We start from the raw sequence: 25,401 nt of genomic DNA, 5'->3' as shown, positions 1-25,401 counted from the left end.
GCGGCCCGTCGGGCGGTAAAGCTCTGGCAAGACATTTGCGCCATTATGAAGCGATGTCACGGCGCATCGATATTCTCACCCGGCATCATGATCGACTGATCGAGATCATGGCCACTGCCCGCACCCAGATCACCGACTCCGTGAAGGATGCCGATCTGGATGCGCTGCGCCATCTCCGCCGCGAGATGGTCGAGGCGCTGGCCGCCTATCAGCGCTTCGTCCATGAAGAGATTTACGAGCCCGCCCAGCAGGGCATCGGCTCGGCCGAAGCGCAGCGGGACGCGCAGGCGCTCAAGATCGACTGCATCCAGCTCCAGCGCGACTATGACGATTTCGGCCTGCGCTGGGCGCGGCGCCACGTCCTCGAGAACTGGCCGGAATATCGCCTGAGCGCCAATCTCATGATGAAGCGGGTGAACGACCACATCCTGCACGTCTGCGAGCTGCGCAAGGGCTGGAGCGGCGGCCAGGCCGCCTGAGAGCCGTTTTGCCCCAGCCCCGGGGCGGGACGGCGAGCCGTCTTCTATCCGATTGCGCCGGCTTGGTAATTCGCTACGCTCCGCCCGGTGCCAAGTTTCGTTCGTGCCCGGCTCGCGCCAGGCCCCGCCATTTTCCCGACGCTTCCCGATGTAGCGCCCAACCGACCCGCCGGATCTTTCGCCGGCTTCCGGCCCGCGCAGCTGTGGGGCGCGATCGGCCTGAGCATAGCGATCTGCGCGGCGCTGATGTGGAAGGCCGGGCTGCGCATCGATCCGCTGCTGCCATCCAATCTTGCCTATGTCGCGGCGCTGCTCCTGCTCTTCTCCGTCCGTCCGGCTCTGTCCCGCACCAGCCGGCGCTGGGCACCCGGCCTGGCCGATCTCGCCGAGAATGTCGGGCTGTTCATGGCGATGGCGCTCACCGGCGCGGTCGCCACCTATCCGCTGGCGGCGCTGTCGCATGGCTATGCCGACGCCCCCCTCCAGCGGATCGACGAGGCGCTGCATTTCCATTGGCTCGCCTGGTACGAGACGGTCGTCGCGCATCCCAGCCTGCAGAAGCTCGGCGTCGCCGCCTATCAGTGCATCTATGTGACGCCCGCCGCGCTGCTCATCGCCTTCGCGGTTCGCGGCCAGCGGGGCGAGGCGCACCGCTTCCTCGCCAGCTTCTGGCTCGCGGCGATTATCACGCTGACCCTGTACCTGTTCATGCCCGCCGTCGGCCCGCTGACCTATCTCTGGAAGGGCCCGATCCCCTATATGCCGACCAGCGCGATCTGGCAGGAACAGCTCATCCCGGCGCTCCGCGCGCACCAGATCGGCCAGGTAAACCTCAACGAGCTGCGCGGCCTGGTCTCGGCGCCCAGCTTCCACACCGCCTCGGGCGTGGTCTACATCGCCACCGCCTGGCGCTGCGGAAACCTGCGCTGGCCGCTGACCTTCCTCACCCTGGCGATGCTGCTGGCCACCCCGATCGAGGGGACGCACTATCTGTCGGACATGATCATCGGGGCAGCCGTGGCGCTGGTGGCGCTGGTGCTGGCGGCGAAGCTGGTCGGGCGGTTCGGCAGCAACGCGGTGCCCCACGGATAAGGCTCAGCCTTTCACTTTCCATTCCACCGTATATTGGGTCTCGCTCTCGACGGGCGTGCCCATGATGTCCGTCGCCGGATAGAAGCGCGCACCGTCGCGCAATTTCTCGCAGGCCGAAATCCGGTCGGGCACCTTGCCGCGCTGCGCAACCAGGTCGCATTGCTTGACCAGCCCGTCACGGCCCACGGTTACCTGGAACGTTGCGCTGCCAGGGTTCTCGTCGTCCATGTCGAACGGATTGAAGATGAGCGGCCTGGATGCCGCATTGCCCCTGAAATCCATTGCCACCGGCGTTTTGCCGGGTTGGAGCTTGCGCAGCACGTTGCGGCTGGGAAAGCGCGTCATCCCGTCGCGCAGCGAGGCGGGGAGCGCCAGGCACGCGGTCGCGAATTCCTCGGGCGGCAATTGCTTGGGCACGAACTTCACGGTCAGGCGCCGTGTGCCCTTCCACCAGATCTCGAATGCCCGGGAAGGCACCAGAAGGTCGATGAAATCGGCCTCGACGAAGAGCGTAACCGTCGCATCCTTCGGAAGGATGTCGATGCGGTCTCCGACGAACCAGGTCTCGCCGATCTTCGCCAGCGGCGCCTCGCGCATATAGGCCGGCTTCGGATCACCTGTCTTTTCCAGGCGATAGTCTCGCGGATCGGTCTGCCGTGCCGAGATGAAGGACGAGCCTAACTGCGCGGTGCTCGCACTGTGGGACCCCGCAGCGATCATGGGATCGGGCAGGGGGCCGTCGAAGTCGAGCGAAATATCCACACTACCGCCGGCGGAGCTCAGTCTCGCATCCGCGATGCTGTACAGCTTGCCGTCCGGGCCAGTGACTTCATAGCCGAACAGGCATTGGTTGCCTGGCCGGGCTTTCGCCGGTGCCGCCTGCCCAAGCGCCGATGGTGCCGCGACGACAAGGCCCAGCGCGGTAACGGCGCCCAGCATGGATCGGCTATGCATTCCTGATATTCCCCCGAAGACGAGGAAAGTTCTATTTCCTCGTCCGCGAAGGGCAATGCATTTGCACCATTTCGGTGAGATCAGTCCCCGTATCCGATCCGCACCTTGCCAGCCGCCTCGGCCGCTACGCGCCGCGCCGCGTCGGTATCTCCCGCCAGCGCCAGCGCCACGCCCATCCGGCGATACGGCCGCGAATTCGGCTTGCCGAAGATCCGCACATCCACTTCGCCGCCCTCGGTCGCCAGCGCCTCGGCGAGCCCTGCATAGGACAAGGTCTCCGAAGCCCGATCCGCCAGGATCACCGCGCTCGCCGAGGGACCGCGCAGCGCGATCGCCGGGATCGGCAGGCCCATCACCGCGCGGGCGTGCAGGTCGAACTCGCTGAGGTTCTGCGAGATCAGCGTAACCATGCCGGTGTCGTGCGGGCGGGGCGAAAGCTCGGAGAAGATCACTTCCTCGCCCTTCACGAAGAACTCCACGCCGAAGATGCCATAGCCGCCCAGATCGTCGACCACCTTGCGGGCCATGTCCTGCGCGTCGGCGATCGCCTGGGCCGACATCGCGGCGGGCTGCCAGCTCTCCTGATAGTCGCCGCGCTCCTGGCGGTGGCCGATCGGCGGGCAGAACAGCACGCCGTCGCGGGTGCGGATCGTCAGCAGGGTGATCTCGTAATCGAAGTCGACGAATTCCTCGACGATCACCCGCTTGCGGTCGCCGCGCATGTTGGCGACGGCATAGTCCCAGGCGGCCTCCAGCGCGCCGGCGTCACGCACCGTGCTCTGGCCCTTGCCCGAGGAGGACATGACCGGCTTGATCACGCAGGGCAGGCCGGTGTGCTCGGCGCCCGCCAGCACTTCCTCCAGGCTCTCGGCATACCGGTACCGAGACGTACGCAGGCCCAGCTCGACGGCGGCGACTTCGCGGATGCCGTCGCGGTTCATCGTCATCTGGGTGGCGCGGGCGGAGGGAACGATGGTGAAGCCCTCGGCCTCCAGCTCGGCCAGCACTTCGGTGCGGATCGCCTCGACTTCGGGGACGACATAGTCCGGCTGGTGCTTCTCCACCGCGGCGCGCAGCAATTCGCCGTCGAGCATCGAGAACACCTCGAAGCCGTCGGCAACCTGCATCGCGGGCGCACCCTCATAGGCGTCGCAGGCGATCACATAGGCGCCCAGCCGCTTGGCGGAGATCACGAACTCGCGGCCGAGTTCGCCCGAGCCGAGGAGCAGGATCTTCGCCGTGAACGCCATGTGCTTGCCTTCCTGATTGGGTTGGCGCGGCTGTGGCGGGAACGGGCGGGCTTGTCCATTGCTCTGCGGTTGATAAGCGCTTCGAAGGCCAGCCTAAGCTGCTCCCCGGCGAAAGCCGGGGCCCAGGGTTTCTCTGCCGTGTCGCTTTGTTACCCTGGGCCCCGGCTTTCGCCGGGGAACTGGAAGGAAAGGCGGCCACCGCAATTTCCGCTACCAATGTAGGCGATGTTCTGCTTCTGCTCCGGCCATGCCGAGCGCGATTTCCCTGCCTCTTGCTCTCCCGCGCACCCGTGTGGGGATTCAAGGGATTCAACATTTTTCGCCCCGCGTTGTAGGCGCGTCATGAACCCCGCCGCTCGCATCCAGGCCGCAATCGACCTGCTCGACAAGATCACCGCCGCCGCCCGTGACCAGGGTGGATCGGCCGACACGATCATCGCGAAATGGTTCGCCGAGCGTCGCTATGCCGGTTCCAAGGACCGCCGCGCGATCCGCGAGCTGGTCTATGACGCGATCCGCATGCTCGGCGAGCGCCCGGAAACCGGCCGCGCCGCGATGCTGGCGCTGGCCGGGCGCCGCCCGGAACTGGCCGAGTGGTTCGACGGCTCGCCCTATGGCCCGGCACCGATCGCTCCGGGCGAACCAATTGCCGAAGCCGGCGTGCTGCCGCGCTGGCTGGCCGAGGCCTTCGCCGCATCGGGCCTCGACAGCGACGAGCAGGAAGCACTGCTGGAGCGCGCGCCGCTCGATATCCGGGTCAACACGCTCAAGGCCGATCCCGCGGTCATCCAGGCCGAGATCTCTGGCTCGGTGCCGTTGCCGTGCCTTCCCGCCGGCCTGCGCGCGCCTTCGGATGCGCCGATCGAGCAATTGCCGTCGTACAAGGACGGCAAGCTCGAGGTCCAGGATGCCGGCAGCCAGTTCGTCAGCCTCGCGGCGGGTGTCGAGCGCGGCCAGCATGTCATCGACCTGTGCGCCGGCGGCGGCGGCAAGACGCTGGCGCTGGCGGCGGCGATGGCCAATCACGGCAGCATCCTCGCCTGCGATATCGACCGGCCCCGGCTCTCCCGGCTGATGCCGCGCGCCGAGCGGGCAGGGGTGAGCATCGCCGAGACGCGGTTGCTCAATCCGAACCAGGAGCGCGCGATGCTCGCCGACCAGACCGGCCGCGCCGATGTCGTGCTGGTCGATGCGCCCTGTTCGGGCACCGGCACCTGGCGCCGCAATCCGGAGGCGCGCTGGCGGCTCAATCCGCAGCGGCTCGATCGCTATGTCGCGACGCAGGCTGCGTTGCTCGACATCGCCGCCGATCTGGTCCGCCCCGGCGGGGTGCTGGTCCATGTCGTCTGCTCGCTGCTCGATGCCGAAGGGGCGGGGCAGGCCCAGGCGTTCCTGGACCGCAATCCCGGCTGGACCGTCGAACCGCTGGCGCTCGGCGCCGGTACGCCGCGCGGCCCCGGCGTGCGCTTCACCCCGCTAAGGGACTCGACCGACGGCTTTTTTGTCGCGAGGATGCGGCGGCCATGATAGCGACCGGCAAGATTTCGGAGAATGTGATGCGTTTCACTGCGATTGGGGCGGCCGGTGCGTTGCTTCTGCTCTCGGTTTCCACTTCGCTGATGGCGCAGCGTGCCGACGACCAGATCGATCCGCGCTCGGTGGAAATGGTCAAGCAGGGCCGCGCGATGCTCGCCGCGGGCAATGTCCAGGGCGCCGGCGATGTGCTCGAAAGCGCGCTGGCGGTCGATCCCCGCAACCGCGACGCCTATCTCGTCCTCGCCGATATCGCCCGCAAGGTGAACCTGTCCGGCAAGGCGATCCGCCTCTATCGCGAGGCGCTGAGCCTCGAGCCCAACGACACCGCCGCGCTGCGTGGCCAGGGCGAGGCGATGGTCGCCAAGGGCGCGATGGAGCGGGCCAAGGAAAACCTCGCCAAGATCGAGAAGCTCTGCGCCAAGGGCTGCGCCGACGCCACCCAGCTCTCCGCCGCGATCGCCAAGGGCCCGCCGGTGGTCACCGCCCAGGCCGAACCGGCCCCGGCCCCCGCGGCGTCGCCGACGGCCAAGCCCTGATCGGCTTGTAATGTAGGATTTCGTCTGATTGGAAAGGGCGGTCCGGCAAATGCCGGGCCGCTCTTTGACAATCAGGACAGCGCCGAAAACGGGTTCTTGGCGTGTACTTCGTGTACTTTGGACAGCTCAGCCCAGCGTTCGGGCAAGGGCGACGAACTCGGCGACGGTCACCGTCTCGGCACGCCGGGCGGAGTCGATGCCCAGGCTTTCCATCGCCTCCAATGCGCCGGGCACGCCCTTCAGGCTCTGGCGCAGCATCTTGCGGCGCTGGCCGAAGGCGGCGGCGGTCAGGGTCTCCAGCGTCTTGAGCCGCACGCCCTCGGGCGCCTCGGCGGGGACGATATGGACGACGGCCGACATCACCTTGGGCGGCGGCGTGAAGGCCGAGCGGTGGACGTTCATCGCGATCCTGGGCGTGGAACGCCACTGGGAGAGCACGGCGAGCCGGCCATAATGCTCGGTGCCAGCCGCTGCGACGATGCGCTCGGCGACTTCCTTCTGGAACATCAGCGTGAGGCTGGCCCACCACGGCTCCCACTCGGCCGAAAGCCAGCCGACGAGCAGCGCGGTGCCGACATTATAGGGCAGGTTGGCGACGACATGCGGCTTGCCCTCGAACAGCGCTGGGGCATCGACCTCAAGCGCGTCGCCCTCGATGACGCGGAGCTTGCCGGGGAAGAAGCTGCCGAGCTCCTCCAGCGCCGGGATGCAGCGCCGGTCGCGTTCCACCGCGGTTACGCTGGCGCCGCCCTGGAGCAGTGCGCGGGTCAGGCCGCCGGGGCCAGGGCCGACCTCGAAAACCTCGGCGCCGTCGAGCTTGCCCGGCACCTTGGCGATGCGGGCGAGCAGCTGGTGGTCGAACAGGAAATTCTGGCCCAGCGCCTTGCTCGCGCTGAGACCATATTTGCTGATGACGTCCCGGAGAGGTGGAAGCTCGGTCACGCCGCCGCGTCTGCCCTGCGCTGTGCGGCGCTGGCGGCCATCTTGATCGCGGCGATCATCGCGCCGGGATTGGCCTCGTCCTTGCCGGCGATGCCGAACGCGGTGCCGTGGTCGGGCGAGGTGCGGACGATGGGAAGCCCGAGGGTGATGTTCACGCCCTCGTCGAAATGGAGCGTCTTGATCGGGATCAGCGCCTGGTCGTGCGTGGGGCAGAGCGCGGCGTCATAGCCGGCGCGGGCGCGGGGATGGAACATCGCATCGGCGGCGAAGGGCCCGATCGCGTCGATGCCTTCCTCGCGGAGCTGGGCGATGGCCGGCTGGAGGACGTCGATCTCCTCCCGTCCGATCTCGCCGCTCTCCCCGGCATGCGGGTTGAGGCCGGCAAAGGCGAGGCGGGGCCGCTCGATGCCGAAGTTGCGCAACAGCCCGCGGGCTGTCGCCCGTGCCTTGGCCAATACCAGCTCAAGCGTGAGCAGGCCCGGCACGCTGGCGATCGAGACGTGCACGGTGATCGGCACCACGCGCAGCGTCGGGCCGGCGAGCATCATCACGGCGTTCTCCGGCGCGATGCCGCAGCGCTCGGCGACGAACTCGGTCTGGCCGGGATGCCGGAAGCCGATCTTGTAGAGCTGGACCTTGGAGACCGGACCGGTGACCACGCCTCCCGCCGCGCCGGCATTGGACAGGCCGACCGCCAGCTCGAGCGACTGGAGCGCCGCCTTGGCACTGGCCTCGTCGGGGCTCCCCGGCGTCACCGCGCAGGTGTCCCCGACCGGCAGTACCGGCAAGGCAGTGGCAAAGGCAGCCGCGGCCTGGTCGGGATTGGTGATCCGGGCGATCGGCCCGTCCCACACCTTCTCGACCGCATCCGGACAGCCGATGGCGAAGAAGGGCGCAAGCGAATGCAGCTCGCGCGCCTTCCATGCCTTGGCGGTGATTTCCGGGCCGACTCCGGCCGAATCGCCCATCGATATGGCGAGCGGCCGGATCACCTCAGCGATATTCGATCAGCGCGTCGCGGCGGATGTCGCGAAGCATGCGCTGGGCGCGCAGGTTCGTGCGCTGCTCGGCAACCTGGTCCTGGATCTGGTCGCGGGTCGGCAGGCCGGGGGGCGGCGGATCGTCGCGACCGCAGACCACGAGCACGCGGACGCCGTCCTCGATCGTGCCGAAGGGCTGGGTCACCTGGCCGACCTGGAGCGGCAGGATGATCTGCTGCAGCGCAGGCGGCAGGTCGCCGATCACGACGCCGTCCTTCTCCACTACTTCCGCATTCTGCGCGGCGGCGACATTGGCCGCGTCACCGCAGCCCTTGATCGCCTGGGTTGCCTGGGCGAACTGGCCGGCGCGGGCCTGGGCCTGCGCCTCGTTCGTGCCCTTGGGGAAGGTGATGGTGATCTGGCGCAGCGAGAGCTTGGCGCCGCGCGGATCGGCCATGCCGATCTTGCGCTTGTCCGCCAGGTACACGATCGAGAAACCGGTCGACAGCGGGATCGGGCCCGCGACCTGGCCGGCCGACATCTCTTCCACGGCCTTGGCCATCTCGTCGGGCAGGATGCCCGGCGCCAGGCGGACCCAGCCGAGATCGCCGCCCTGACCCTTGGTCGAGCTCTCCGAATAGGTCTTCGCGAGATAATCGAAGGGCGCGCCCTCCTTCATCTGCTGGATGATGCGCTGCATGCCCGCATAGACTTCCTGCTTACGGTCGTCCGTGGCGTTCATGTAGATTTCGTAGACGTGATATTCTTCGCTGCCCTGCGCGGCCTTGAGGCGGGCGATGATGGCATCGGCCTCTTCGTCGCTCACGTTGATGTCGACCTTGCGACGCAGCACGCGACCCCAGGCGACTTCGCCCTCGATCTGCTTGCGGATCGTGCGCTCCGAGGCACCGGACTGGCGCAGGAAGACGCGGAACTGCTCCGGAGTCATCTTCAGGCGGCGGGCGACGCCGCCGAAGCTCTGGTCGATCTCCTTGGGATCGACATTGATCTCGTTGGCCTTGGCCTCCTGGATCTGCAGCGTCTCGTCGATCAGCTGGCGCAGGATCATCATGCGATACTGATCGCGCTCTTCCGGCTTCAGGTTGAGCTTGTTGAGCGCGATGATCAGGTTGAGCCGCTGGTCCACGTCAGTGCCGGTGAGCACCGTGTTGTTCACGATCGCGGTGGGCTTGCGGATGTTGGGATCGGCCTTGCCGAACAGCTTGAGATCAGGCGGAAGATCGAGCTGGGCAGCGAGCGCGGCGGCAGCGTCTTCCTGCTGCGCGGGCGTTGCCTGCTGCTGGGCCGGGGCCGGGGCCGACTGCTGCGGGGCCGGAGCGGCCGGCTTCGGCGCAGGGCTGGTCTGTGCCGTCTGCGCCACAACCCCCGGCGCTACGCTGGAGACGACGAGCGCGAGAACGGACAAGCGGCCTGCGCGGATCGCCTTGCTAACACCAATGTTCACGTGATTCCGTACCCTCAAATCTGCCGGAGAGTGGCGCATAATGTTCAATTGTGCCTGAACTTAGGCTTACCGGCGGTTCCCCTCTAGCGGCGCAGCCTAGCGCCCCAGATTCTTGAACGCCAGCGTCAACAGATAGGAGTTGCCGCGCGAAGCGTCGCCGGTGGTGGCATAGTCGCGCTTCCAGGTCAGGCCCAGCCGCAGGCAATCGTCCTCATAGGTGATGCCCAGGCGGTGACGCACCGGCTCGAACCCGTCGGCGAGCGAGGTCGGATCTTCCTTGCGATCGGTCAGGTCGACCAGCGTCGAGCCCGAGATCGACCAGAAACGGGCGATCTGGACACGGGCGCCGAGGCGAAGCTCCTCGCGGTCCTGCAGGTCTTCCAGCGAAGCGTTGATGTTCCGGTTGAGGCGCAGATAACCGATCTGGGCATAGGTGGAGCGCGAACCGAGCGTCATGTCGACTTCGTTGCGGCGGAAGGCCAGGCTGTCCTTGTCGAGCCGGTAACGGTGCGTGAAGCTGACGAAATCGCGGAAGCGCACGACGGTGCGGCCGACAATGTCCGACACCCGGGCGTTCAGGCCTGTCCCATCCGGGAACAGCGTCGGACGCGAGGAGATGCGGTAGCTCTGGCCGACATTGGCGTCGATCGAGAAGCCCGGCAGATAGAGCGCGTAATCGAGGCCCCAGGTGAAGCGGGTCGAATCCTCGAACCGGTCATAGCCGGGGAAGCGATTGAGCGCGAAGAGGTTGGAATCCTCGAGATCGACTGCGCGCGCGTCTTCGTTCGGCACCTCGAGATTGGCGATCTTGGGCGAGGCAACCATCTGGAAACGCGGGGTAATGCGCTGCGTACCGCCGAACAGGCTGCCGACCAGCGGCCATTTCACGTCCACCGCCAGCGCACCGATGCCGCGCCCGTGGAAGCCTTCCTCGCCGCGATAGCTGGCGATCGTCGTCAGCATCGTGTCCGAAGCATTGTAGACGTCGCCGCGGGCATAGGCGGTGAGGGTGACTTCCTGGCCCCAGTTGGTCAGGCGGCGCAGGTCCCAGCGGGCACTGGCGAAGGCGCGCTGCGAATCCTGGCCGTCGGACCGGCCGATCGCCAGCGTGTTGACCTGGAACTCGAAACGGCCGCCGATGATGCTGTCGTCCATGCGCCGGCGATAATCGATCTCGGGCAGGGCATAGGGCTGGAGGCCCTGGCGCTCGCCGACGCGCAGCGTCTGCACGACCCAAGCGTTTATCGAGAAATAGCTATCTGCATCAATGCGTTCGACGCGGAAGTTATTACGCAGTCGATCGTCGCGCGAGATGTCGTACCGGCGCAGGAAGGTCCGGTCCGTGGTCAGGCGCATCGAGGCGCTGGCGCTCCAGTTCGGATCGAGCTGGAAATTGCCGACCGCATCGAGATAGCCACGGAAGTCGTTCTTCGACGTGGTCGGCGTGACCGGCACGGTGAGATCGTCGGCGCGGCGGCTATAGGTACCATAGGCGCTGACCCGGAAGGCGCCGAGCGAGTTGAGCTCGCGGTAATCCGCCTGCAGCATCGGCAGCACGCTGGAATAGACGCGCGGAGTGACGGTCAGGTCGCGATTGGGCGCGAAGCTGAAATAATAGGGCAGTGCGAACTGCACGCCGTTCGCGCGGTTGTAGCGAAGATCGGGCGCGAGGAAGCCGCTGGCGCTCTGGCCGCCGACCGGGTGCGAGAAGACCGGCAGCGGGATCGTCGCGAAGCCGAATACCGAGATGCGCGCGCCGGTGTAGCGCAGCCGCTTCTTGGCGGGCTCATAGACCACGCGATTGGCGGTGATCTTCCAGCTCGGCTCCTTGGGGCAGCCGTCCGAATTGGTGACCGAGCAGGGGGTGTAGGCGGCGTTCTCGACGGTGAAGCTGCCATCCTCGTGCATCTGGCCCTGCGCCGCGGCGATGCGGCCGCCGGCGTCGAGCACGACCAGCATGTTCTGGACGACGCCTTCCTTCAGCGTGTCGGTCAGCTCGACCTTGTCGCCATAGGCCGAATCGCCCTGCGGATTGACGACGACGACATTGCCCTCGGCGAAGACCTGCCCGCTCTTGCGGTTCCAGGTCACCTTGTCGGCGCGCAGCCGCTCGCTGCGGCGATAGAGGCGGACATCGCCGGTAGCGGTGACCACGTCCTGATTCTCGTCATATTCGAGCTGGTCGGACGTGAACTGGATCTGGTCGTCACCCTCGGGCAGCGCACTCGGCGAAGGCGGCGGCGGCTCGACCGCCGGGGTCTGCAGGTCAGGGCCAGCGGCGGGCGTGGGCGCGGGTGACGGCGCCGGAGTCGCGGGCTGCGGCGCGGTCTGGGCCGGCGCGGTCGTCTGCTGCGCGCGCGCCTCTGCCGACAGGCACAGGCCGACAGCGGCCGACAGCAGCAAGGCCTTGCGCGTCACTTCGATTCCCACCTTTGTTTCTCACTCCCGTGCACGCGGCAATTATTTGCCCTATCGCAGCGGTTGCGGCTCCGCAACGTCACGTGCGTTGGCCCGAACGCACGGAGGCGCTAACAGGAGCCAATGCAGGTCGATTTCTACCATCTGACGCAGCTCCCCCTGGAACGTGCGCTGCCCCGGATCGCCGAACGCGTGGTCGAGACCGGCGGGCGGCTGCTGATCGTCGCCGGCGAGGCGAGCCAGCGGGCCAGGCTGGACCAGCTGCTATGGACCTATACGCCCGAAAGCTTCCTGCCGCACGGCCAGGCGGGCGGGCCGGACGACGACCGCCAGCCGATCCTGATCGCCGGCGAGCCGGGAACGCCGGCCAATGGCGCGCGCAACATCGCGCTGGCCGACGGGGTATGGCGCGAGGAGGCTTTGGGCTTCGACCGGGCCTTCCACTTCTTCGACGAAGACCGCATCGCCGAGGCGCGGGCCGCCTGGAAGGGACTGGCCGGACGCGAGGGGGTGGAGCGCAACTACTGGAAGCAGAACGAGCAGGGGCGCTGGGAGAAGGCGGCCTGAGTGTACGCTTTCGTCCGCGGATGTTGGCGTAGGTTGCGCGTCAGGCGGTTTTCGAAGCCCCTGTTTCGATATGCTTTTGCGTACGCTCCCTTCCCGTGGCGGTGTTGCGCGCGCAGACGGTTCGTACGCGGAAGGTTGCATTGCTCTGTTCGTCGTAACCCCGGCGCAAGGCCGGGGTGACGAACTCAGGATATGCGGAGGCGTTTCCGCGTTTGCGGATTCGGGTTCTCGTTCACGGTTCAAAGAGCATTTCCGAGAACAATAGCGGAACGCCCCCTTGTAGGACAGCACGCCGCGCTTGCATCCGGCGCAACGCGGGACTAGGGAGCCGCGACTTTTCCACAACCATAAAGCAGGAGCCGCACGGCCATGGCCGCGAACCGGACCTTTTCGATCATCAAGCCCGATGCCACCCGCCGCAACATCACCGGCGCCGTCACCAAGATGCTGGAGGAGGCCGGCCTGCGCGTCGTCGCTTCGAAGCGCATCCAGATGACCCGCGAGCAGGCCGAGGGCTTCTACGGCGTCCACAAGGAGCGCCCCTTCTTCAACGACCTGGTCGAGTTTATGATCTCGGGTCCGGTCGTGGTGCAGGTGCTCGAGGGCGAGAACGCCGTGCAGCGCAACCGCGACATCATGGGCGCCACCAACCCGGCCAATGCCGACGCCGGCACCATCCGCAAGGAGCTGGCCGAATCGATCGAGGCGAACTCGGTGCACGGTTCGGACTCGGACGAGAACGCCGCGATCGAGATCGCGTTCTTCTTCAAGCCGGAAGAGATCGTCGGCTAAACGCTGACTTTCTTGCACCGATTTGGATGCGAAGGGCCGGGGCGAAAGCTCCGGCCTTTTTCGTGTCTGGGGGTGCGCGCGAGCTTTGGCGTTCAGAGCGATCGCTGGCGTCTGAATGGGACTGATTACGCAGAACCGTTCCCCGGCCTTCGCTGGGGATCCGCCAAGGCACTGAGGTGAACGCCGGGATCAGCTCCGCGGCAGGGTGATGGTTGCCACCAGCCCGCCGCCTTCACGGTTGGCCAGGCCGATCTCGCCGCTTGCGTCGCGGACGATCGCACGGGCCAGTGCCAGGCCCAGGCCGGCGCCGCCGGTCTCGCGATTGCGGGATTCCTCCAGGCGGGTGAAGGGATCGAAGACTTTCTCGAGCTTTTCCGGGGGGATACCGGGGCCGCGATCGCAGACTTCGATGCGGACATGGCGCTCGTCCGAGCGCAGGCGGACCTCTGTGGCACCGCCGCCATATTTCACCGCATTCTCGATCAGGTTGCGCACCGCGCGGCGCATCAGCGTGGGGCGGAGATGCATGCGCAGGCGCGGCGCTTCCTCGAAGGTGACGTCCTGGTCGAGATCGCGAAAATCCTCGACCACGGCGTCGATCAGGGCGGACAAGTCAACATCGGTGGCTGGTTCGCTCGGACGTCCGAGCCGGGCGAGGCTGAGGATGTCGTCGAGCGTATGGTTCATCTCGTCGATCGTGTCCGCCATGCGGGCGCGATCCTCTTCATCCTCTACCGACTCGATTCGTACGCGAAGTGCAGCAAGCGGCGTGCGCAGGTCGTGGCCGATCGCACCAAGCATGCGATCTTTCTCGTCGAGCATCGCGGTGACGCGGGTGCTGAGCGAATTATACGCGGCGATTACCGCGCGGACGTCGCTGGGGCCGCTCTCCTCGACGGGGTCGGCATCGTCGTTCGGATGGAAGGCACTGGCGGCGGCGGCGAGCTTGCGCAGCGGGCGGGCGATACGGTGGCCGGCCCAGAGCACGGGCACGAGCACGACGATGTAGAGGATCAGCGTCTGGGCGAGCAGTTGCCAGATCAGCGCGCGCTCGGAGCGGGGCCAGGCCGAGCTGAGCGAAAGCCAGCCCTTGCCGGGCAGCTCGACCGCGATCATCAGCTCGGCGCCGAGGCGACGCATGCGATCGGCGCGGGCCGGGTCCATGCGCTTGAGCAACGGGCGGTTTGGATCGATCGGGCGGACCACCGCGATCACCTGGCCGACCTGCACGCCGCCATCGGTGAGGCCGCGGCGCAGGTCGCGCTCGATATCGGCGCGGCGGCCAAGCTCGGCGGGGATCGGATTGGCGGGGACGAAATCGACGCGGCCGCCGCGTGCCTGGCGGCGGCCATCCCGACCATCGCGATCGCGCCCGTCGCGGCGATCGGCGCCGGCGGGGGTGTCGGGGCGCGGGTTGATCGGGGTGCCGAGCCGTTCGGCGGCGTCGATCAGCCGGGTGACGGTGGGCACGATCACCTGGGCGAAGCGGGCATTCTGGCGCTCGCGGACGAGCAGGCCGAAGTTGATCGCCTGGGCGACGAACAGCGCGACCGCGACGAGCAGGGCGATCTGGCCGGTGAGCGAGCGGGGGAAGAGGCGGGTCACTGGAGTTCCCGTCCCTGGAAGGGAGGGGTTAGGGGTGGGTGGAGGCTTGGCGATACTGCGAGTGCGCGCGACTGACGGGCCGTATCGCGGGCAAATACCCACCCCCAGCCCCTCCCTTCCAGGGAGGGGAGCAAGAAGGTACGAGGCCTCAAAGCCGGGTCACTTCGGCGGCCAGGGTGTAGCCGCCGCCCCAGACGGTCTTGATGATCGCGGGGTTCTTCGCATCGACCTCGATCTTCTTGCGCAGCCGGCTGACCTGGTTGTCGATCGCGCGATCGAAGGCGGCGGCTTCGCGGCCCTGGGTGAGGTCGAGCAGCTGGTCGCGGGTGAGCACCGCGCGGGGGCGGGTGACCAGTGCGTGGAGGAGGTTGTACTCGCCGGTCGAGAGCGGGACCGAGACGCCTTCGCGGTCCACCAGCGCGCGCTCGCCGGTCTTGAGCACCCAGCCGGCAAAGGCGAAGCTGCCCGCGTCGGGGGCGTGCTGGCGGGTGCCGCCGGCCTGGAGGCGGCGCAGCACCACCTTGATCCGGGCGGCGAGCTCGCGCGGGGAGAAGGGCTTCACGACATAATCGTCGGCGCCCATCTCGAGGCCGACGATCCGGTCGGTCTCCTCGCCGCGGGCAGTGAGCAGGATCACCGGCGTGTCGCTGGTCTCGCGGATATGGCGGCAGAGCGACAGGCCGTCCTCGCCGGGCATCATGATGTCGAGCACCACCAGATCGATCGCATAGGCGGCCATGCGGGCGCGGGCGCCTTCGGCATCGCCGGCCTGGGTGATGCGGAACCCCTGCTTGGTGAGATATTGCGCGAGCGGTTCGCGGATCGAGCGCTCGTCCTCGACGAGCAGCAGGTGCGGCGTTTCCGACATATCGGGTTCGTAGGTCATGGGCGGGCCGCAAGACAAGAGGGGGTGCCCGGGCAGGCGAGGAGGCAAGTGCCCGCCCGGGCGAGTTTCCGGGGGCTCAGTTGTTTTCCGAGCCGCCCGGCGGGGGACCCTGGCGGTTGCCCATTCGGGCCATCACCGCGTCGATCTCTGCCTTGTCGATCTTGCCGTCGTGATTGGCGTCGATCCGGTCGAAGCGCTGGGCGGCCTGCGCCTGCATCTGGTCGAGCGTGACGTCGCCGGTCATGCTGCGCATGCCCATGCCGCCGCCGCGCCCGGCGGCTTCGCGCTCGGCCTCGCTGACCTTGCCGTCCTTGTTGGTATCGAGCGTGGCGAAGCGCGCGGCGATGCCGGCGTTATATTCTTCCTTGGTGACGATGCCGTCGCCATTGGTGTCGAGCCGGCTGAGCATGCCGCCGCCGCGCTGCGGGGCGTCCTGCGCGAAGGCCGGAGCGGCGATGGCCGATGCGGCGAAGGCGACGAGGAGGAACTTCTTCATCGGGTGCGAACTCCTTGGTCTCGGAGGTCCCAAGCCCCCGACAGGGTTCGCTTTTCAGTGGCAGCTGTCGCACGGGTTTGTCACCCATGCGGGAAACTGTCGCAACTTGTATCAGCCGAAGATGGCGACGCCCTGCATGGCCTCGGCGACGGGCTCGCCCGCGGCATTCCAGATCGACATGCGCTGGGTGGAATAGCCGTCGCGCGCCGTGTCGGCATTGGCGTGGAGCAGCCACCAGCCGTCGGTGGTGGCGGGCGCGGCGGTCTGGAAGTTGATCTGCCAGTTGAGCGAGCTGAGCGGGGTGCGTTTTTCCTCGAGCAGCTTGAAGGCGGCGGGCGGGAGGGCGTCGCCGATCGCCATCAGCTCGACGAAGGGATCGAGGCCAGCATGGTCGCGCAGCCGGGCCCAGCGGAGCCACTCGGCCGGGCCGGTGCCGTCCTTCTCGTCGAAGAAGTTGAAGTTGCCGGTGAAGAAGTCCTCGGGGCCGGTATAGAGTTCGGCCCCGGCCGGCGGGGGCGTTACGGGTGCGCGCTTCGCCGTGTCATGCGCGATGCTCGAGGCGAGCGGGGCCATGAAGACGAAGGTGGCGCGCAGGCCGAGACCGGCTTCCGACGTCACGTCCGACTGGAGGAAAGCGGCGTTGCGGCCGCGGCGCAGCTTCGTGGCGGTGACGGTGATCGGGCCGGCGAGCGGGCCGATGAACGCGACCTGGGCCGAGCGGAGCGGTGGCAGGTCGGGTTCAACCTCGAGCGCCGCCTGGAGCGCGAGCGCGGCGGATAAGCCCCCGTACGCAGTACGCCCCTGCATCCAGTCGGTGTGGACCGTGCTGGTGAAGCCGGATTCGGTGCGGACGGCCTCGGCCAGGATCGTGGCGAGCGGGGTCACGCGGCGATCCGGTCGCGCAGCTCGCGCTTGAGTACCTTGCCGATCGCGCTGCGGGGCAGTTCGTCGAGCTTGTGGATATCGGCGAGGCGCTGGGTCTTGCCGACCTGCGCGTTGAACCATGCCAGCACGTCGGCGGGGGCACCGGGGCCGGTGAAGAAGCCGACCGGGGTTTCGCCCCATTGCTCGGACGGCACGCCGATCACCGCACAGTCGGAGACTTGCGGGTGGGTGATGAGGATCGCCTCGAGGTCCGAGGGGTAGATGTTGAACCCGCCCGAGATGATGAGGTCCTTCTTGCGATCCATCAGGATCAGGAAGCCGTCCTCGTCGAAGCGGCCGACATCGCCGTGGCGGATGTAGCGGTTGCCGTCGCTGTCATGCCAGGTGGCGTCGGCGGTGGCATCGGCGCGGCCGTGATAGCCGGTCATCATCGCGCCCGAGCGGCCGACGACTTCGCCCATCTCGCCCCGGGGAACTTCCTTGCCGTCCTCGTCGATCAGGCGGAGGTCCTGGCCGGGGAGCGGCACGCCGACGGTATGGAGCTTGGTCGGGTTGGCGTTGCACACCAGCACGGTGGTGCCGCCGCCTTCGGTCATGCCGTAATATTCGACCAGCAGGCCGGGCCAGCGGGCGAGGATGTCAGCCTTGAGCACGGCGGAGAAAGGGGCGCTGGTGCAGGTCTTGAGCTGGAAGCTCGACAGGTCGAAGCGGTCGAAATCGGGCAGCGCCATGATCCGCTGGTACTGGACGGGCACGAGCATCGCGTGGGTGGCGCGGTGCTTCGCGGCCTGGACCACGAAGGTGCGGGCGTCGAACTTGCCGAGCAGCACCGCGGTGCCGCCCCAGGCGATCGTCGGGATGAAGCTGACCAGGGTGGTGTTCGAATAGAGCGGCGTGGCGATCATCGTCACCGCGCTGCCGAAGCCGCCGGGGGCGCGTGCGATGTGGATCCAGCGCATCGACTGGGGCTGGACGATGCCCTTGGGCGTGCCGGTGGTGCCCGAGCTGTAGATGATGTTGAAGGGGTCGTCGGGACCGATCGTCACCGGCGCGGGCTTCGCGCCTTGGGGGGCGAGGAAGTCTTCCAACGCCTCGAGGCGGACGGGCTTCGCCGTGACCTGCGCGTCGCCGAGCGCCTTGATGCCGGTCTCGTCGAGGAAGAGGATCCTGGCGCCGCTGTCGGCGACCATTGCGGCGAGCTGGGCGGGCGTGGCCGAAGGCTGGAGCGGCGCGGGGACACCACCGGCGCGCAGGATGGCGAAGAAGGAGGCGCCATATTCGATCGAGGAGGCGGCGAGGATCGCGACCGCATCGCCCTTGCCGACGCCTTCGCGCTGGAGCGCGGCGGCGAGGCGATCGAGCAGGGCGTCGAGTTCCGCATAGGAGATCGACTTGTCCTCGAAGATCATCGCCGGCTTGTCCGGCCGCTCGGCGGCGTGGCCGCGGATCAGGTCGGAGACCGTGGCGAATTCGCCCGCCAGCATTTCCTCGGTACGCATGCATCCTCCCGGTTACCGGCAGGACTAGAAGAGCACCCGCGCGAACGCCATACGCAATTTTCGAAAAATCACTCGGGCGCGGGTTCGGGCTCCGGCGCGCGCAGATGGACGAACAGCGCGATGATGAGGGCGGCGATCGCCATCAGCGCGCCGGCGACGAGGAAGGCGGCGCCGTCGAAGCCGTGATGCGATCCGGCGGCCAGCGCCTGGGTGGCGATCAGCGGGCCGAGGATCGCCGCGACATTGTTCATGCTCGACACGCCACCCTGCAGCGCGCCCTGGTGCGACGGGCCGACCATGTTCGACAGCGTGCCGTTGAGCGCGGGATAGGCGAAGGCCCCGAACGCGCCGATCAGGAAGAAGGCATAGACCTGCCAGCCCTGCTGGATGAAGGCATAGGCGAACAGGGTGAAGGAGGCGCAGCCCAGCGCGATCAGCGCGGCGTTGCGCTCGCCGACGCGCTTGATGACGCGGCCGGTGAGCAGCGCCTGGACCAGCACCGTCAGGAAGCCGACATAGGCAAGCGACCAGCCGATCGCGGTGGCGTCCCAGCCGAAGCGGATCGCCGCCCAGAAGGACCAGGTGGAAGGGTAGACGGTGCCGGCGAGCTGCCAGAAGAACCAGGCGAGCAGCAGCGGGCCGGCATTGCCGGCATGGAAGAGCGGGCGGAAGGCGCCGATGATGTGCGCGTCGGACCAGCGGAACGGGCGGCGGTTTTCCTGGGCGAGCGTCTCGGGCAGGAAGAAGAACATGACGACTGCGTTCAAGGCGGCGCAGATCGCGGCGATCAGGAAGGGTGCGCGCAGGCCGAGCCCGGCGCTGATCCCGCCGAGCGCCGGGCCGAGGATGAAGCCGACGCCGAACGCCGCACCGACGAGGCCGAACACGGCGCTGCGCTTCTCGGGTGGGGTCACGTCGGCGATCACCGCGCTTGCGGGGCCGAAGGTCGCGCCGGCGATACCGGCGATGACGCGGCCGACGAACAGCCAGGCGAGGCTGGGCGCCGCGGCCATCAGCGCATAGTCGATCGCAAAGGCGATCATCGAGAGGATGAGGACCGGGCGGCGGCCGAACCGGTCACCGAGATTGCCGAGCACCGGGCCGGCGAAGAAGCCGGCGATCGCGAAGGCGGCGAGCATCCAGCCGGCGATGCGGGTGGCGTCGTCCAGCCCGACATGGCCGAGCTCGGTGACCAGCGCCGGCAGCACCGGCATGACAATGCCGAAGCCGATCACGTCGATAAGCACGGCGACGAGCACGATCGGCACCGCGCGATGTTCGAACTTCATGATTATCCCCTCTTGGGGGATGCTTAGCAGAGGTTGGGACGACGCGTCATCCCGCTTCCCGCCGTCATCCCCGCCTGCGCGGGGATGACGAGGTTGGGGTGATGGAATGGCTTGACGGCGCCTGAGCCATACCGCAAATTCGAAACAAGCAAGAAGACTATCCCGGGAGAGAGTGATGGCGACGGCCCCCGATATCGATGCGCCGGCGAATCCGCTGGATGCTTTCCGCAATGAAGCGCGCGCGTGGATCGCCGCGAACTTCCCGCCGAGCCTGAAGGGCAAGGACAATGCGATGTCCGCGGTCGAAGGGCCGCACACCAACTCGCCCGAAGAGGATGCCTGGCAGACGGCGATGGGCGAGAAGGGCTGGGGCGTGCCGACCTGGCCGAAGGAATATGGCGGCGGCGGACTTAGCCGGGCCGAGGCACGGGTGCTGCAGGAAGAGATGCAGCGCGCGGGCGCGTGGAACCCGATCGGCGGCATGGGCGTGATGATGTTCGGCCCGACGCTGCTCGAATATGGCACCGAGGAGCAGAAGCGCGAGCATATCCCGGCGATCGCCAAGGGGCTGGTGCGCTGGTGCCAGGGCTATTCGGAACCGGGCGCGGGATCGGACCTGGCTTCGCTCCAGACCTTCGCCGAGGATCATGGCGACCACTATGTCGTCAACGGCCAGAAGACCTGGACCAGCGGCGGGCAATGGGCGGACAAATGCTTCATGCTGGTCCGCACCGACAAGACCAAGAAGCACGAGGGCATCACCTTCGTGCTGTGCGACATGGATACGCCGGGCGTGGAAGTGCGGCCGATCCAGCTGATCTCGGGCAGCTCGCCCTTCTGCGAGACCTTCTTCACCGATGTGAAAGTGCCCAAGAGCAACCGGGTAGGGCAGGAAGGCGAGGGCTGGACGATCGGCAAGCGACTGCTCCAGCACGAGCGATCGAGCCTTTCGGGCGGCGGATCGACGGCGGGGCGGATGTTTGCCGGCGCCTCGCTCGGGCAACTCGCCAAGAAATATGTCGGCGTCGATGCCGAGGGACGGATCGCCGATACGGACCTGCGCTCGCGGATCGCGCGGCACGAGATGGACCTGCGCAGCTTCATGCTGACGCTGCGCCGCACCGCGCTGGAGGCGAAGTCGAACCAGGGGCCGAGCGCGGCGACGTCGATCATGAAGAATGTCGGCGCACGGATCATGCAGGAACGCTCCGAGCTGCTGATCGAGATCCGCGGGCTCGCCGGCCTTGGTTGGGACGGCGAAGGCTTTGAGGAGGACGCGCTGAAGGACGTGCGCAGCTGGCTCTTCGGCAAGGCGGTGTCGATCTATGGCGGCTCCACCGAGATCCAGAACAATGTGATCGCCAAGCGCATCCTGGGGATGCTGGATCATCAATAGTGCCGTCGCCCCGGCGAAAGCCGGGGTCTCTCTCCAATTAGCGTGCGCTCGCGGCACGAGATCCTGGCTTTCGCCGGGATGACGAGGTGAAAATGGCTATCCTGACCGAAGAACAGACGATGCTGCGCGACATGGCGCGGGAGTGGGCGGATAACGAGGCGCCGGTTGGTGCGTTTCGCCGGATGCGCGATGCGGCGCCGGCCGCCGGCTATGATCCCGAGATGTGGCGCGCCCAGGCCGAGATGGGCTGGGCCGGCATCCTGGTGCCCGAGGCGCAGGGCGGGGCGGGCATGGGCTATGTCTCGCTGGGCCTGGTGCTCGAGCAGCTGGGTCGCAATCTGGTCGCGACGCCGCTCGCCAGCACGGCTGCGGCGACCAGTGCGATCCTTCTGGGCGGTTCGGAAGAGCAGAAGGCCGAATGGCTGCCGAAGATTGCGGCGGGCGAAGTGGTTGCGACGCTGGCGATCGACGAGGGGCCGCGCTTCGATCCCGTGAAGATCGCCACGACGGTGAGCGGCGGCAAGTTGAGCGGCGTGAAGGCGTTCGTGCCCGAGGGCGACAGCGCGCAGCTGTTTGTCGTCGCGGCGACCGACGGGCTCTATCTCGTCGTTGGCGATACCGGGGTGACGCGTTCGCCGCGCCACCTGACCGATAGTCGCAGCCATGCACAGGTGACGTTCGACAATGCCCCGGCCGAGGCGCTCGGCGGAGGTGCCGAACTGATCGGCCATGTCGTGGATCGCGCGGCGGCGGCGGCTTCGGCGGAGATGCTCGGCATGGCCGAGAGCGCCTTTGCCCAGACCAACGACTATCTGAAGACGCGCGTCCAGTTCGGCCAGGTGCTGGCAAGCTTCCAGGCGCTGCAGCACCGCATGGCGAAGATGTTCACCGAGCTCGAGCTGTGCCGCTCCGCCGTGGAAGGCGCGCTGGAGGCGATCGACAGCGGGCGGGCCAATGTCGCGCAGGAAGTCAGCCTGGCCAAGGCGGTGGCGAACGAGACGCTGCACCTGGTGAGCCGCGAGATGATCCAGCTGCACGGGGGCATCGGCATGACCGACGAGCATGATGCGGGCTTCTATCTGAAGCGCGCGCGGGTGCTGGAAGCGCAGTGGGGGAATGCGGCCTGGCATCGCGAGCGGTTTGCGCGGTTGAACGGGTATTGAGGAAACAGCGGAGGGGAATCCCTTCGGTCGTCATCCCCGCGAAGGCGGGGATCCAGGGTGGCAGAGGGATGTGCTTTGTGACTCTGGATCCCCGCCTTCGCGGGGATGACGAATTATATGAGCCGCGGATTCTATAAGAGCTGCGAATTCGCTTTTCGAAGATCGATTCGGCCAAGGGCATCGGAAACGCCCCTGCAACATATGACATTTGCGCAACACTGCTAGTTCAGTCCCCTTTTGCAACCTTTGTTCTGCTTGACGTCCCTCGGGGAAGTGTCAGTATTCGAGGATAGGGTATGGAGCCGTAAAGTGCTCTGGCCCGTGGTGGGAGAGATGATGATGATGCGGTTACGCCTTTTGTCGTGCGTTGCTGTTCCGGCGCTTTCGATTGCGCTTGCTGCCCCGGCCTTTGCCCAGAACACCCAGACACCGCCGACGGACGCAACTACCCAGGATCAGGGCGTCTCCGACCCCAATGAGATCGTCGTCACTGCACAGGGCCGCGCCCAGGTGCTGGCCGATGTTCCGCTCGCCGTCTCGGCGGTGACTTCCACGCAGCTCGAGCGCACCGGCGCCAACGACATTCGCGCGCTCAACCAGGTCGCGCCGTCGCTGCTCGTCTCCTCGACCGGCAGCGATGCCAACACCTCGGCCCGTATCCGCGGCGTCGGCACGGTGGGTGACAATCCGGGCCTCGAAAGCTCGGTCGCAACCTTCATCGACGGCGTCTATCGCTCGCGTACCGGCCTCGGCCTCAACGACCTGGGCGAGATCGAGCGGATCGAAGTGCTGCGCGGTCCGCAGGGCACGCTGGGCGGGCGCAACGCCTCGGCCGGCATGCTGAGCGTCACCACCAAGCAGCCCGAGTTCACCTTTGGCGGCATGGCCGAGGCGACCTATGGCAATTACGATGCGTGGCGCCTGCAGGGCGCGGTAACCGGCCCGCTTTCCGAGCAGGTCGCGTTCCGGCTGGACGGGCTCTATTCGAAGCGCGACGGCTTCTACCACGACGTCAATACGGGCCGCGACATCAACAATCGCGACCGTTACCTTGTGCGCGGCCAGCTGCTGTTCCAGCCGAGCTCGGACATCTCGGTTCGCCTGATCGCCGACTATAGCCACCGCAAGGAGGATTGCTGCGCCGCTGTCTATGCGACGGCCGATGTCTCCTCCACCAATGCCGGGCTGATCGCGCCGGGCACGCCGGTGGCGACGGTGCTGACCGGGATCACCGGTACGACCTTCGCGCAGTATTTCCCCGGCTACAACAACGCCTATTCGCGCCGCATCGCGACCAGCGCCAACCGTTCCTATACCGGCAAGACCAAGGACTGGGGCTTCTCGGGCGAAGTGAACTGGAACCTGGGCGACGTCGAGCTGACCTCGATCACCGCCTATCGCGACTATGACAACACCCAGGCGTCGGATGCCGATTACGGCCTGGCCGACATCCTCTATTTCGGCCCGAAGAGCGGCCGCCATTTCAAGACCTTCACCCAGGAACTGCGTTTCCACGGCGATGCGTTCGGCGGCAAGCTCGACTGGCTGGTCGGCGGCTATTACGCGCATGAGGACCTCGACACCAAGAGCGAGCTCAAGTTCGGCAACGACTATGGCCGCTTCGCTGCGTGCCGCGTGGTCTATGGCTCGTTCAGCGCCTTCTATAATCCCAACAATGTCGGCTGCCTGACGCCGACCGGCGTTGCGGTGCTGAGCAACACGCTCGGGCCGCTCGGCGCGGCGGGCTCGGCGATGGTGCAGGGCCTGCAGCGGCTCGACACGGTGCGCAATGTCGGCGACGACACCGCGAACTTCGACCAGACCAGCTCGAACTTCGCGTTCTTCACGCACAATATCGTGCACATCGCCAAGGGCTTCGACCTGACCTTGGGCGCGCGCTACACCAACGAAACCAAGAAGCTGAACGCCAACTTCAACAACACCAACACGGTGTGCCCGGCGCAGCAGGCGGCGCTGCTGCCCTATATGGGCGTCGCGGCGCTGGCGCCGCTGGCGGGCGGCATCATCACGCTGAGCTGCCAGGGCGGATCGTCCTCGGCACTCAACGCGCTGACGCTCAACGACACGCGCAAGGAAGACAAGTTCACCGGCACGGCGATCCTGTCGTACAAGCCGAGCGACGACGTCATGATCTATGCGAGCTACTCGCGCGGCTACAAGGCGGGCGGCTTCAACCTGGACCGCTCGGCCTTCAAGAACCCGAGCGCGGCCCAGCCGCTGCCGATCTTCCCGATCAGCACGGCCAATGCCGGCTACTACGCCGATGTGCTGCAGTTCGACGAGGAAACGGTGAACGCCTATGAGGCGGGCATGAAGTACTCGACGAAGGGCTTCAACCTGAACGTTGCCGGTTTCCGACAGGAATTCAGCAACTTCCAGCTGAATACCTTCAACGGCACGGTCTATCTCGTCCAGAACATCAATGGCTGCAAGACGAGCCTGGGCGGCGGCGATCGCGACCTAAGCGCGACGACGGGCGCCTGCCCGGCGGGCCAGACCAAGCCGGGCGTGGTCTCGACCGGCTTCGAAATCGAAATGGGCCTGTCGCCGGTGCGCGCGCTCAACTTCAACTTCGGCCTGACCTACGCGAAGACCAAATACGCCAACAACCTGGTGGGCTCGAAGACGGGTGCGCCGCTCGACCCGGCGCTGCGCCTGCTGCCGGGGCAGCTGCTCTCGAACGCGCCGGAACTGGTAGCGACCGGTTCGGCGGCCTGGACACCGTCGCTGGGCGGTGGGCTGCGCGGCCTGCTCTATGTCGATAGCCGCCTGGCCGACAACTACAACACCGGCTCGGACCTGTTCCCGCAGAAGATGCAGGACAGCTTCGTGGTGGTGAATGGCCGCATCGGCATCGGCAGCGAGGACCAGAAATGGGCGCTCGAACTGTGGGTGCAGAACGCGACCAAGGCCAATTACATGCAGGTTGGCTTCAACTCGCCGTTCCAGGCGGTGAGCACGACGCCGACCCCGGGCTTCCCGGGCGGTTCGCAGATCTTCTCGGCCTTCCTGGCCGAACCGCGGACTTACGGCATCACGCTGCGCTCGCGCTTCTGATCCTGCAAGGCAGGGGTGTGGAACGGGCTCGCGGGGAAACCCGCGGGCCCGTTTCCGTTCGGGTGTCGCGTGCCCGGGCGGGCGGAGGCGGTG

Annotated in this window: 21 protein-coding genes; 9 read left to right on the top strand and 12 right to left on the bottom strand. The window is 67.1% G+C overall.

The window, feature by feature from the left end; genetic code table 11:
• Nucleotides 1–53: 53 nt before the first annotated feature.
• Entirely contained in the window at nt 54–479 is a 426-nt protein-coding gene (locus HNP52_RS10640) for a hypothetical protein (protein WP_184166581.1), read from the top strand.
• Nucleotides 480–566: 87 nt separating this feature from the next.
• Nucleotides 567–1,571, top strand: coding sequence for a phosphatase PAP2 family protein (locus HNP52_RS10635; protein WP_311768442.1), 1,005 nt, complete (start codon nt 567–569; stop codon nt 1,569–1,571).
• A gap of 3 nt (nt 1,572–1,574) precedes the next feature.
• Here HNP52_RS10635 and HNP52_RS10630 read toward each other — a convergent pair whose 3' ends face one another.
• Nucleotides 1,575–2,510: a hypothetical protein gene (locus tag HNP52_RS10630; protein WP_184166578.1), complete on the bottom strand. Its 936-nt coding sequence runs from the start codon at nt 2,508–2,510 to the stop codon at nt 1,575–1,577.
• Between the two features lie 95 nt (nt 2,511–2,605).
• The gene (purT, locus tag HNP52_RS10625) at nt 2,606–3,775 is read right to left on the bottom strand and encodes a formate-dependent phosphoribosylglycinamide formyltransferase (protein ID WP_184166575.1); all 1,170 of its coding nucleotides are present in this window, start codon (nt 3,773–3,775) and stop codon (nt 2,606–2,608) included.
• Nucleotides 3,776–4,117: 342 nt separating this feature from the next.
• On the opposite strand from purT, the gene HNP52_RS10620 reads away from it, so the two are divergent.
• Nucleotides 4,118–5,302 (top strand): RsmB/NOP family class I SAM-dependent RNA methyltransferase, encoded by a 1,185-nt coding sequence (locus tag HNP52_RS10620; protein ID WP_184166572.1) that lies wholly within the window; start codon nt 4,118–4,120, stop codon nt 5,300–5,302.
• A 29-nt stretch (nt 5,303–5,331) separates the two neighbouring features.
• Nucleotides 5,332–5,847: a hypothetical protein gene (locus HNP52_RS10615; protein WP_184166569.1), complete on the top strand. Its 516-nt coding sequence runs from the start codon at nt 5,332–5,334 to the stop codon at nt 5,845–5,847.
• Nucleotides 5,848–5,973: 126 nt separating this feature from the next.
• Here HNP52_RS10615 and rsmA read toward each other — a convergent pair whose 3' ends face one another.
• The 4 genes from rsmA to HNP52_RS10595 form a co-directional block, all read right to left on the bottom strand.
• On the bottom strand, nt 5,974–6,789 hold the full coding sequence (gene rsmA / locus HNP52_RS10610) for a 16S rRNA (adenine(1518)-N(6)/adenine(1519)-N(6))-dimethyltransferase RsmA (RefSeq protein ID WP_184166566.1): 816 nt from the start codon (nt 6,787–6,789) through the stop codon (nt 5,974–5,976).
• A complete protein-coding gene (gene pdxA, locus HNP52_RS10605) occupies nt 6,786–7,757 on the bottom strand; it encodes a 4-hydroxythreonine-4-phosphate dehydrogenase PdxA (RefSeq protein ID WP_221416240.1) in 972 nt (323 codons plus the stop codon). The genes rsmA and pdxA overlap by 4 nt, the downstream gene beginning before the upstream one ends.
• A 25-nt stretch (nt 7,758–7,782) precedes the next feature.
• Nucleotides 7,783–9,234 carry a peptidylprolyl isomerase gene (locus HNP52_RS10600; protein WP_311768441.1) on the bottom strand — a complete coding sequence of 484 codons (1,452 nt, stop codon included), beginning with the start codon at nt 9,232–9,234 and terminating at the stop codon, nt 7,783–7,785.
• Between the two features lie 96 nt (nt 9,235–9,330).
• Nucleotides 9,331–11,652: an LPS-assembly protein LptD gene (locus HNP52_RS10595; protein WP_409372622.1), complete on the bottom strand. Its 2,322-nt coding sequence runs from the start codon at nt 11,650–11,652 to the stop codon at nt 9,331–9,333.
• A 123-nt stretch (nt 11,653–11,775) separates the two neighbouring features.
• Here HNP52_RS10595 and HNP52_RS10590 point away from each other — a divergent pair, with 123 nt between their 5' ends.
• A complete protein-coding gene (locus tag HNP52_RS10590; protein ID WP_184166554.1) occupies nt 11,776–12,219 on the top strand; it encodes a DNA polymerase III subunit chi in 444 nt (147 codons plus the stop codon).
• A gap of 369 nt (nt 12,220–12,588) precedes the next feature.
• The gene (gene ndk, locus HNP52_RS10585) at nt 12,589–13,011 is read left to right on the top strand and encodes a nucleoside-diphosphate kinase (RefSeq protein ID WP_184166551.1); all 423 of its coding nucleotides are present in this window, start codon (nt 12,589–12,591) and stop codon (nt 13,009–13,011) included.
• A 189-nt stretch (nt 13,012–13,200) separates the two neighbouring features.
• On the opposite strand, the gene HNP52_RS10580 is transcribed toward ndk, so the two are convergent.
• The 6 genes from HNP52_RS10580 to HNP52_RS10555 all read right to left on the bottom strand — a co-directional run bounded on the left by HNP52_RS10580 (nt 13,201) and on the right by HNP52_RS10555 (nt 19,671).
• Nucleotides 13,201–14,616, bottom strand: coding sequence for an ATP-binding protein (locus HNP52_RS10580; protein ID WP_184166548.1), 1,416 nt, complete (start codon nt 14,614–14,616; stop codon nt 13,201–13,203).
• Nucleotides 14,617–14,764: 148 nt separating this feature from the next.
• Nucleotides 14,765–15,484, bottom strand: coding sequence for a response regulator (locus HNP52_RS10575; protein WP_184168288.1), 720 nt, complete (start codon nt 15,482–15,484; stop codon nt 14,765–14,767).
• A 94-nt stretch (nt 15,485–15,578) separates the two neighbouring features.
• Complete coding sequence (locus HNP52_RS10570) at nt 15,579–15,998, bottom strand: EF-hand domain-containing protein (protein WP_184166545.1); 420 nt, start codon at nt 15,996–15,998, stop codon at nt 15,579–15,581.
• 111 nt (nt 15,999–16,109) lie between these two features.
• Nucleotides 16,110–16,883, bottom strand: coding sequence for a thioesterase family protein (locus HNP52_RS10565; protein ID WP_184166542.1), 774 nt, complete (start codon nt 16,881–16,883; stop codon nt 16,110–16,112).
• Nucleotides 16,880–18,382, bottom strand: coding sequence for a class I adenylate-forming enzyme family protein (locus HNP52_RS10560; protein WP_184166539.1), 1,503 nt, complete (start codon nt 18,380–18,382; stop codon nt 16,880–16,882). Before HNP52_RS10560 ends, HNP52_RS10565 begins: the two co-directional genes overlap by 4 nt.
• A 68-nt stretch (nt 18,383–18,450) precedes the next feature.
• Nucleotides 18,451–19,671 carry a TCR/Tet family MFS transporter gene (locus tag HNP52_RS10555; RefSeq protein WP_184166536.1) on the bottom strand — a complete coding sequence of 407 codons (1,221 nt, stop codon included), beginning with the start codon at nt 19,669–19,671 and terminating at the stop codon, nt 18,451–18,453.
• 175 nt (nt 19,672–19,846) lie between these two features.
• On the opposite strand from HNP52_RS10555, the gene HNP52_RS10550 reads away from it, so the two are divergent.
• The 3 genes from HNP52_RS10550 (at nt 19,847) to HNP52_RS10540 (ending at nt 25,308) form a co-directional block, all read left to right on the top strand.
• Entirely contained in the window at nt 19,847–21,067 is a 1,221-nt protein-coding gene (locus HNP52_RS10550; RefSeq protein WP_184166533.1) for an acyl-CoA dehydrogenase family protein, read from the top strand.
• 92 nt (nt 21,068–21,159) lie between these two features.
• Nucleotides 21,160–22,230, top strand: a complete 1,071-nt coding sequence (locus tag HNP52_RS10545) for an acyl-CoA dehydrogenase family protein (RefSeq protein ID WP_184166530.1) — start codon at nt 21,160–21,162, stop codon at nt 22,228–22,230.
• 342 nt (nt 22,231–22,572) lie between these two features.
• Nucleotides 22,573–25,308 carry a TonB-dependent receptor gene (locus HNP52_RS10540; RefSeq protein WP_184166527.1) on the top strand — a complete coding sequence of 912 codons (2,736 nt, stop codon included), beginning with the start codon at nt 22,573–22,575 and terminating at the stop codon, nt 25,306–25,308.
• The last annotated feature ends 93 nt before the right edge of the window (nt 25,309–25,401 follow it).

It is taken from the genome of Sphingomonas kyeonggiensis (assembly GCF_014204495.1).
Lineage (GTDB): Bacteria > Pseudomonadota > Alphaproteobacteria > Sphingomonadales > Sphingomonadaceae > Sphingomonas > Sphingomonas kyeonggiensis_A.
The sequence above is the reverse complement of the archived record's forward strand: the minus strand, read 5'-3'. Positions and strand labels throughout refer to the sequence as shown.

Excerpts from the sequence above, each read along its gene's own strand:
- HNP52_RS10630 (WP_184166578.1), bottom strand. The coding sequence starts at position 2,510 with ATGCTGGGCGCCGTTACCGCGCTGGGCCTTGTCGTCGCGGCACCATCG.
- HNP52_RS10615 (WP_184166569.1), top strand. The coding sequence starts at position 5,332 with ATGCGTTTCACTGCGATTGGGGCGGCCGGTGCGTTGCTTCTGCTCTCG.
- purT (WP_184166575.1), bottom strand. The coding sequence starts at position 3,775 with ATGGCGTTCACGGCGAAGATCCTGCTCCTCGGCTCGGGCGAACTCGGC.
- HNP52_RS10620 (WP_184166572.1), top strand. The coding sequence starts at position 4,118 with ATGAACCCCGCCGCTCGCATCCAGGCCGCAATCGACCTGCTCGACAAG.
- HNP52_RS10560 (WP_184166539.1), bottom strand. The coding sequence starts at position 18,382 with ATGCGTACCGAGGAAATGCTGGCGGGCGAATTCGCCACGGTCTCCGAC.
- HNP52_RS10540 (WP_184166527.1), top strand. The coding sequence starts at position 22,573 with ATGCGGTTACGCCTTTTGTCGTGCGTTGCTGTTCCGGCGCTTTCGATT.
- HNP52_RS10555 (WP_184166536.1), bottom strand. The coding sequence starts at position 19,671 with ATGAAGTTCGAACATCGCGCGGTGCCGATCGTGCTCGTCGCCGTGCTT.
- HNP52_RS10545 (WP_184166530.1), top strand. The coding sequence starts at position 21,160 with ATGGCTATCCTGACCGAAGAACAGACGATGCTGCGCGACATGGCGCGG.
- HNP52_RS10590 (WP_184166554.1), top strand. The coding sequence starts at position 11,776 with ATGCAGGTCGATTTCTACCATCTGACGCAGCTCCCCCTGGAACGTGCG.
- HNP52_RS10570 (WP_184166545.1), bottom strand. The coding sequence starts at position 15,998 with ATGAAGAAGTTCCTCCTCGTCGCCTTCGCCGCATCGGCCATCGCCGCT.
- ndk (WP_184166551.1), top strand. The coding sequence starts at position 12,589 with ATGGCCGCGAACCGGACCTTTTCGATCATCAAGCCCGATGCCACCCGC.
- HNP52_RS10550 (WP_184166533.1), top strand. The coding sequence starts at position 19,847 with ATGGCGACGGCCCCCGATATCGATGCGCCGGCGAATCCGCTGGATGCT.
- HNP52_RS10575 (WP_184168288.1), bottom strand. The coding sequence starts at position 15,484 with ATGTCGGAAACGCCGCACCTGCTGCTCGTCGAGGACGAGCGCTCGATC.
- HNP52_RS10640 (WP_184166581.1), top strand. The coding sequence starts at position 54 with ATGTCACGGCGCATCGATATTCTCACCCGGCATCATGATCGACTGATC.
- pdxA (WP_221416240.1), bottom strand. The coding sequence starts at position 7,757 with ATGGGCGATTCGGCCGGAGTCGGCCCGGAAATCACCGCCAAGGCATGG.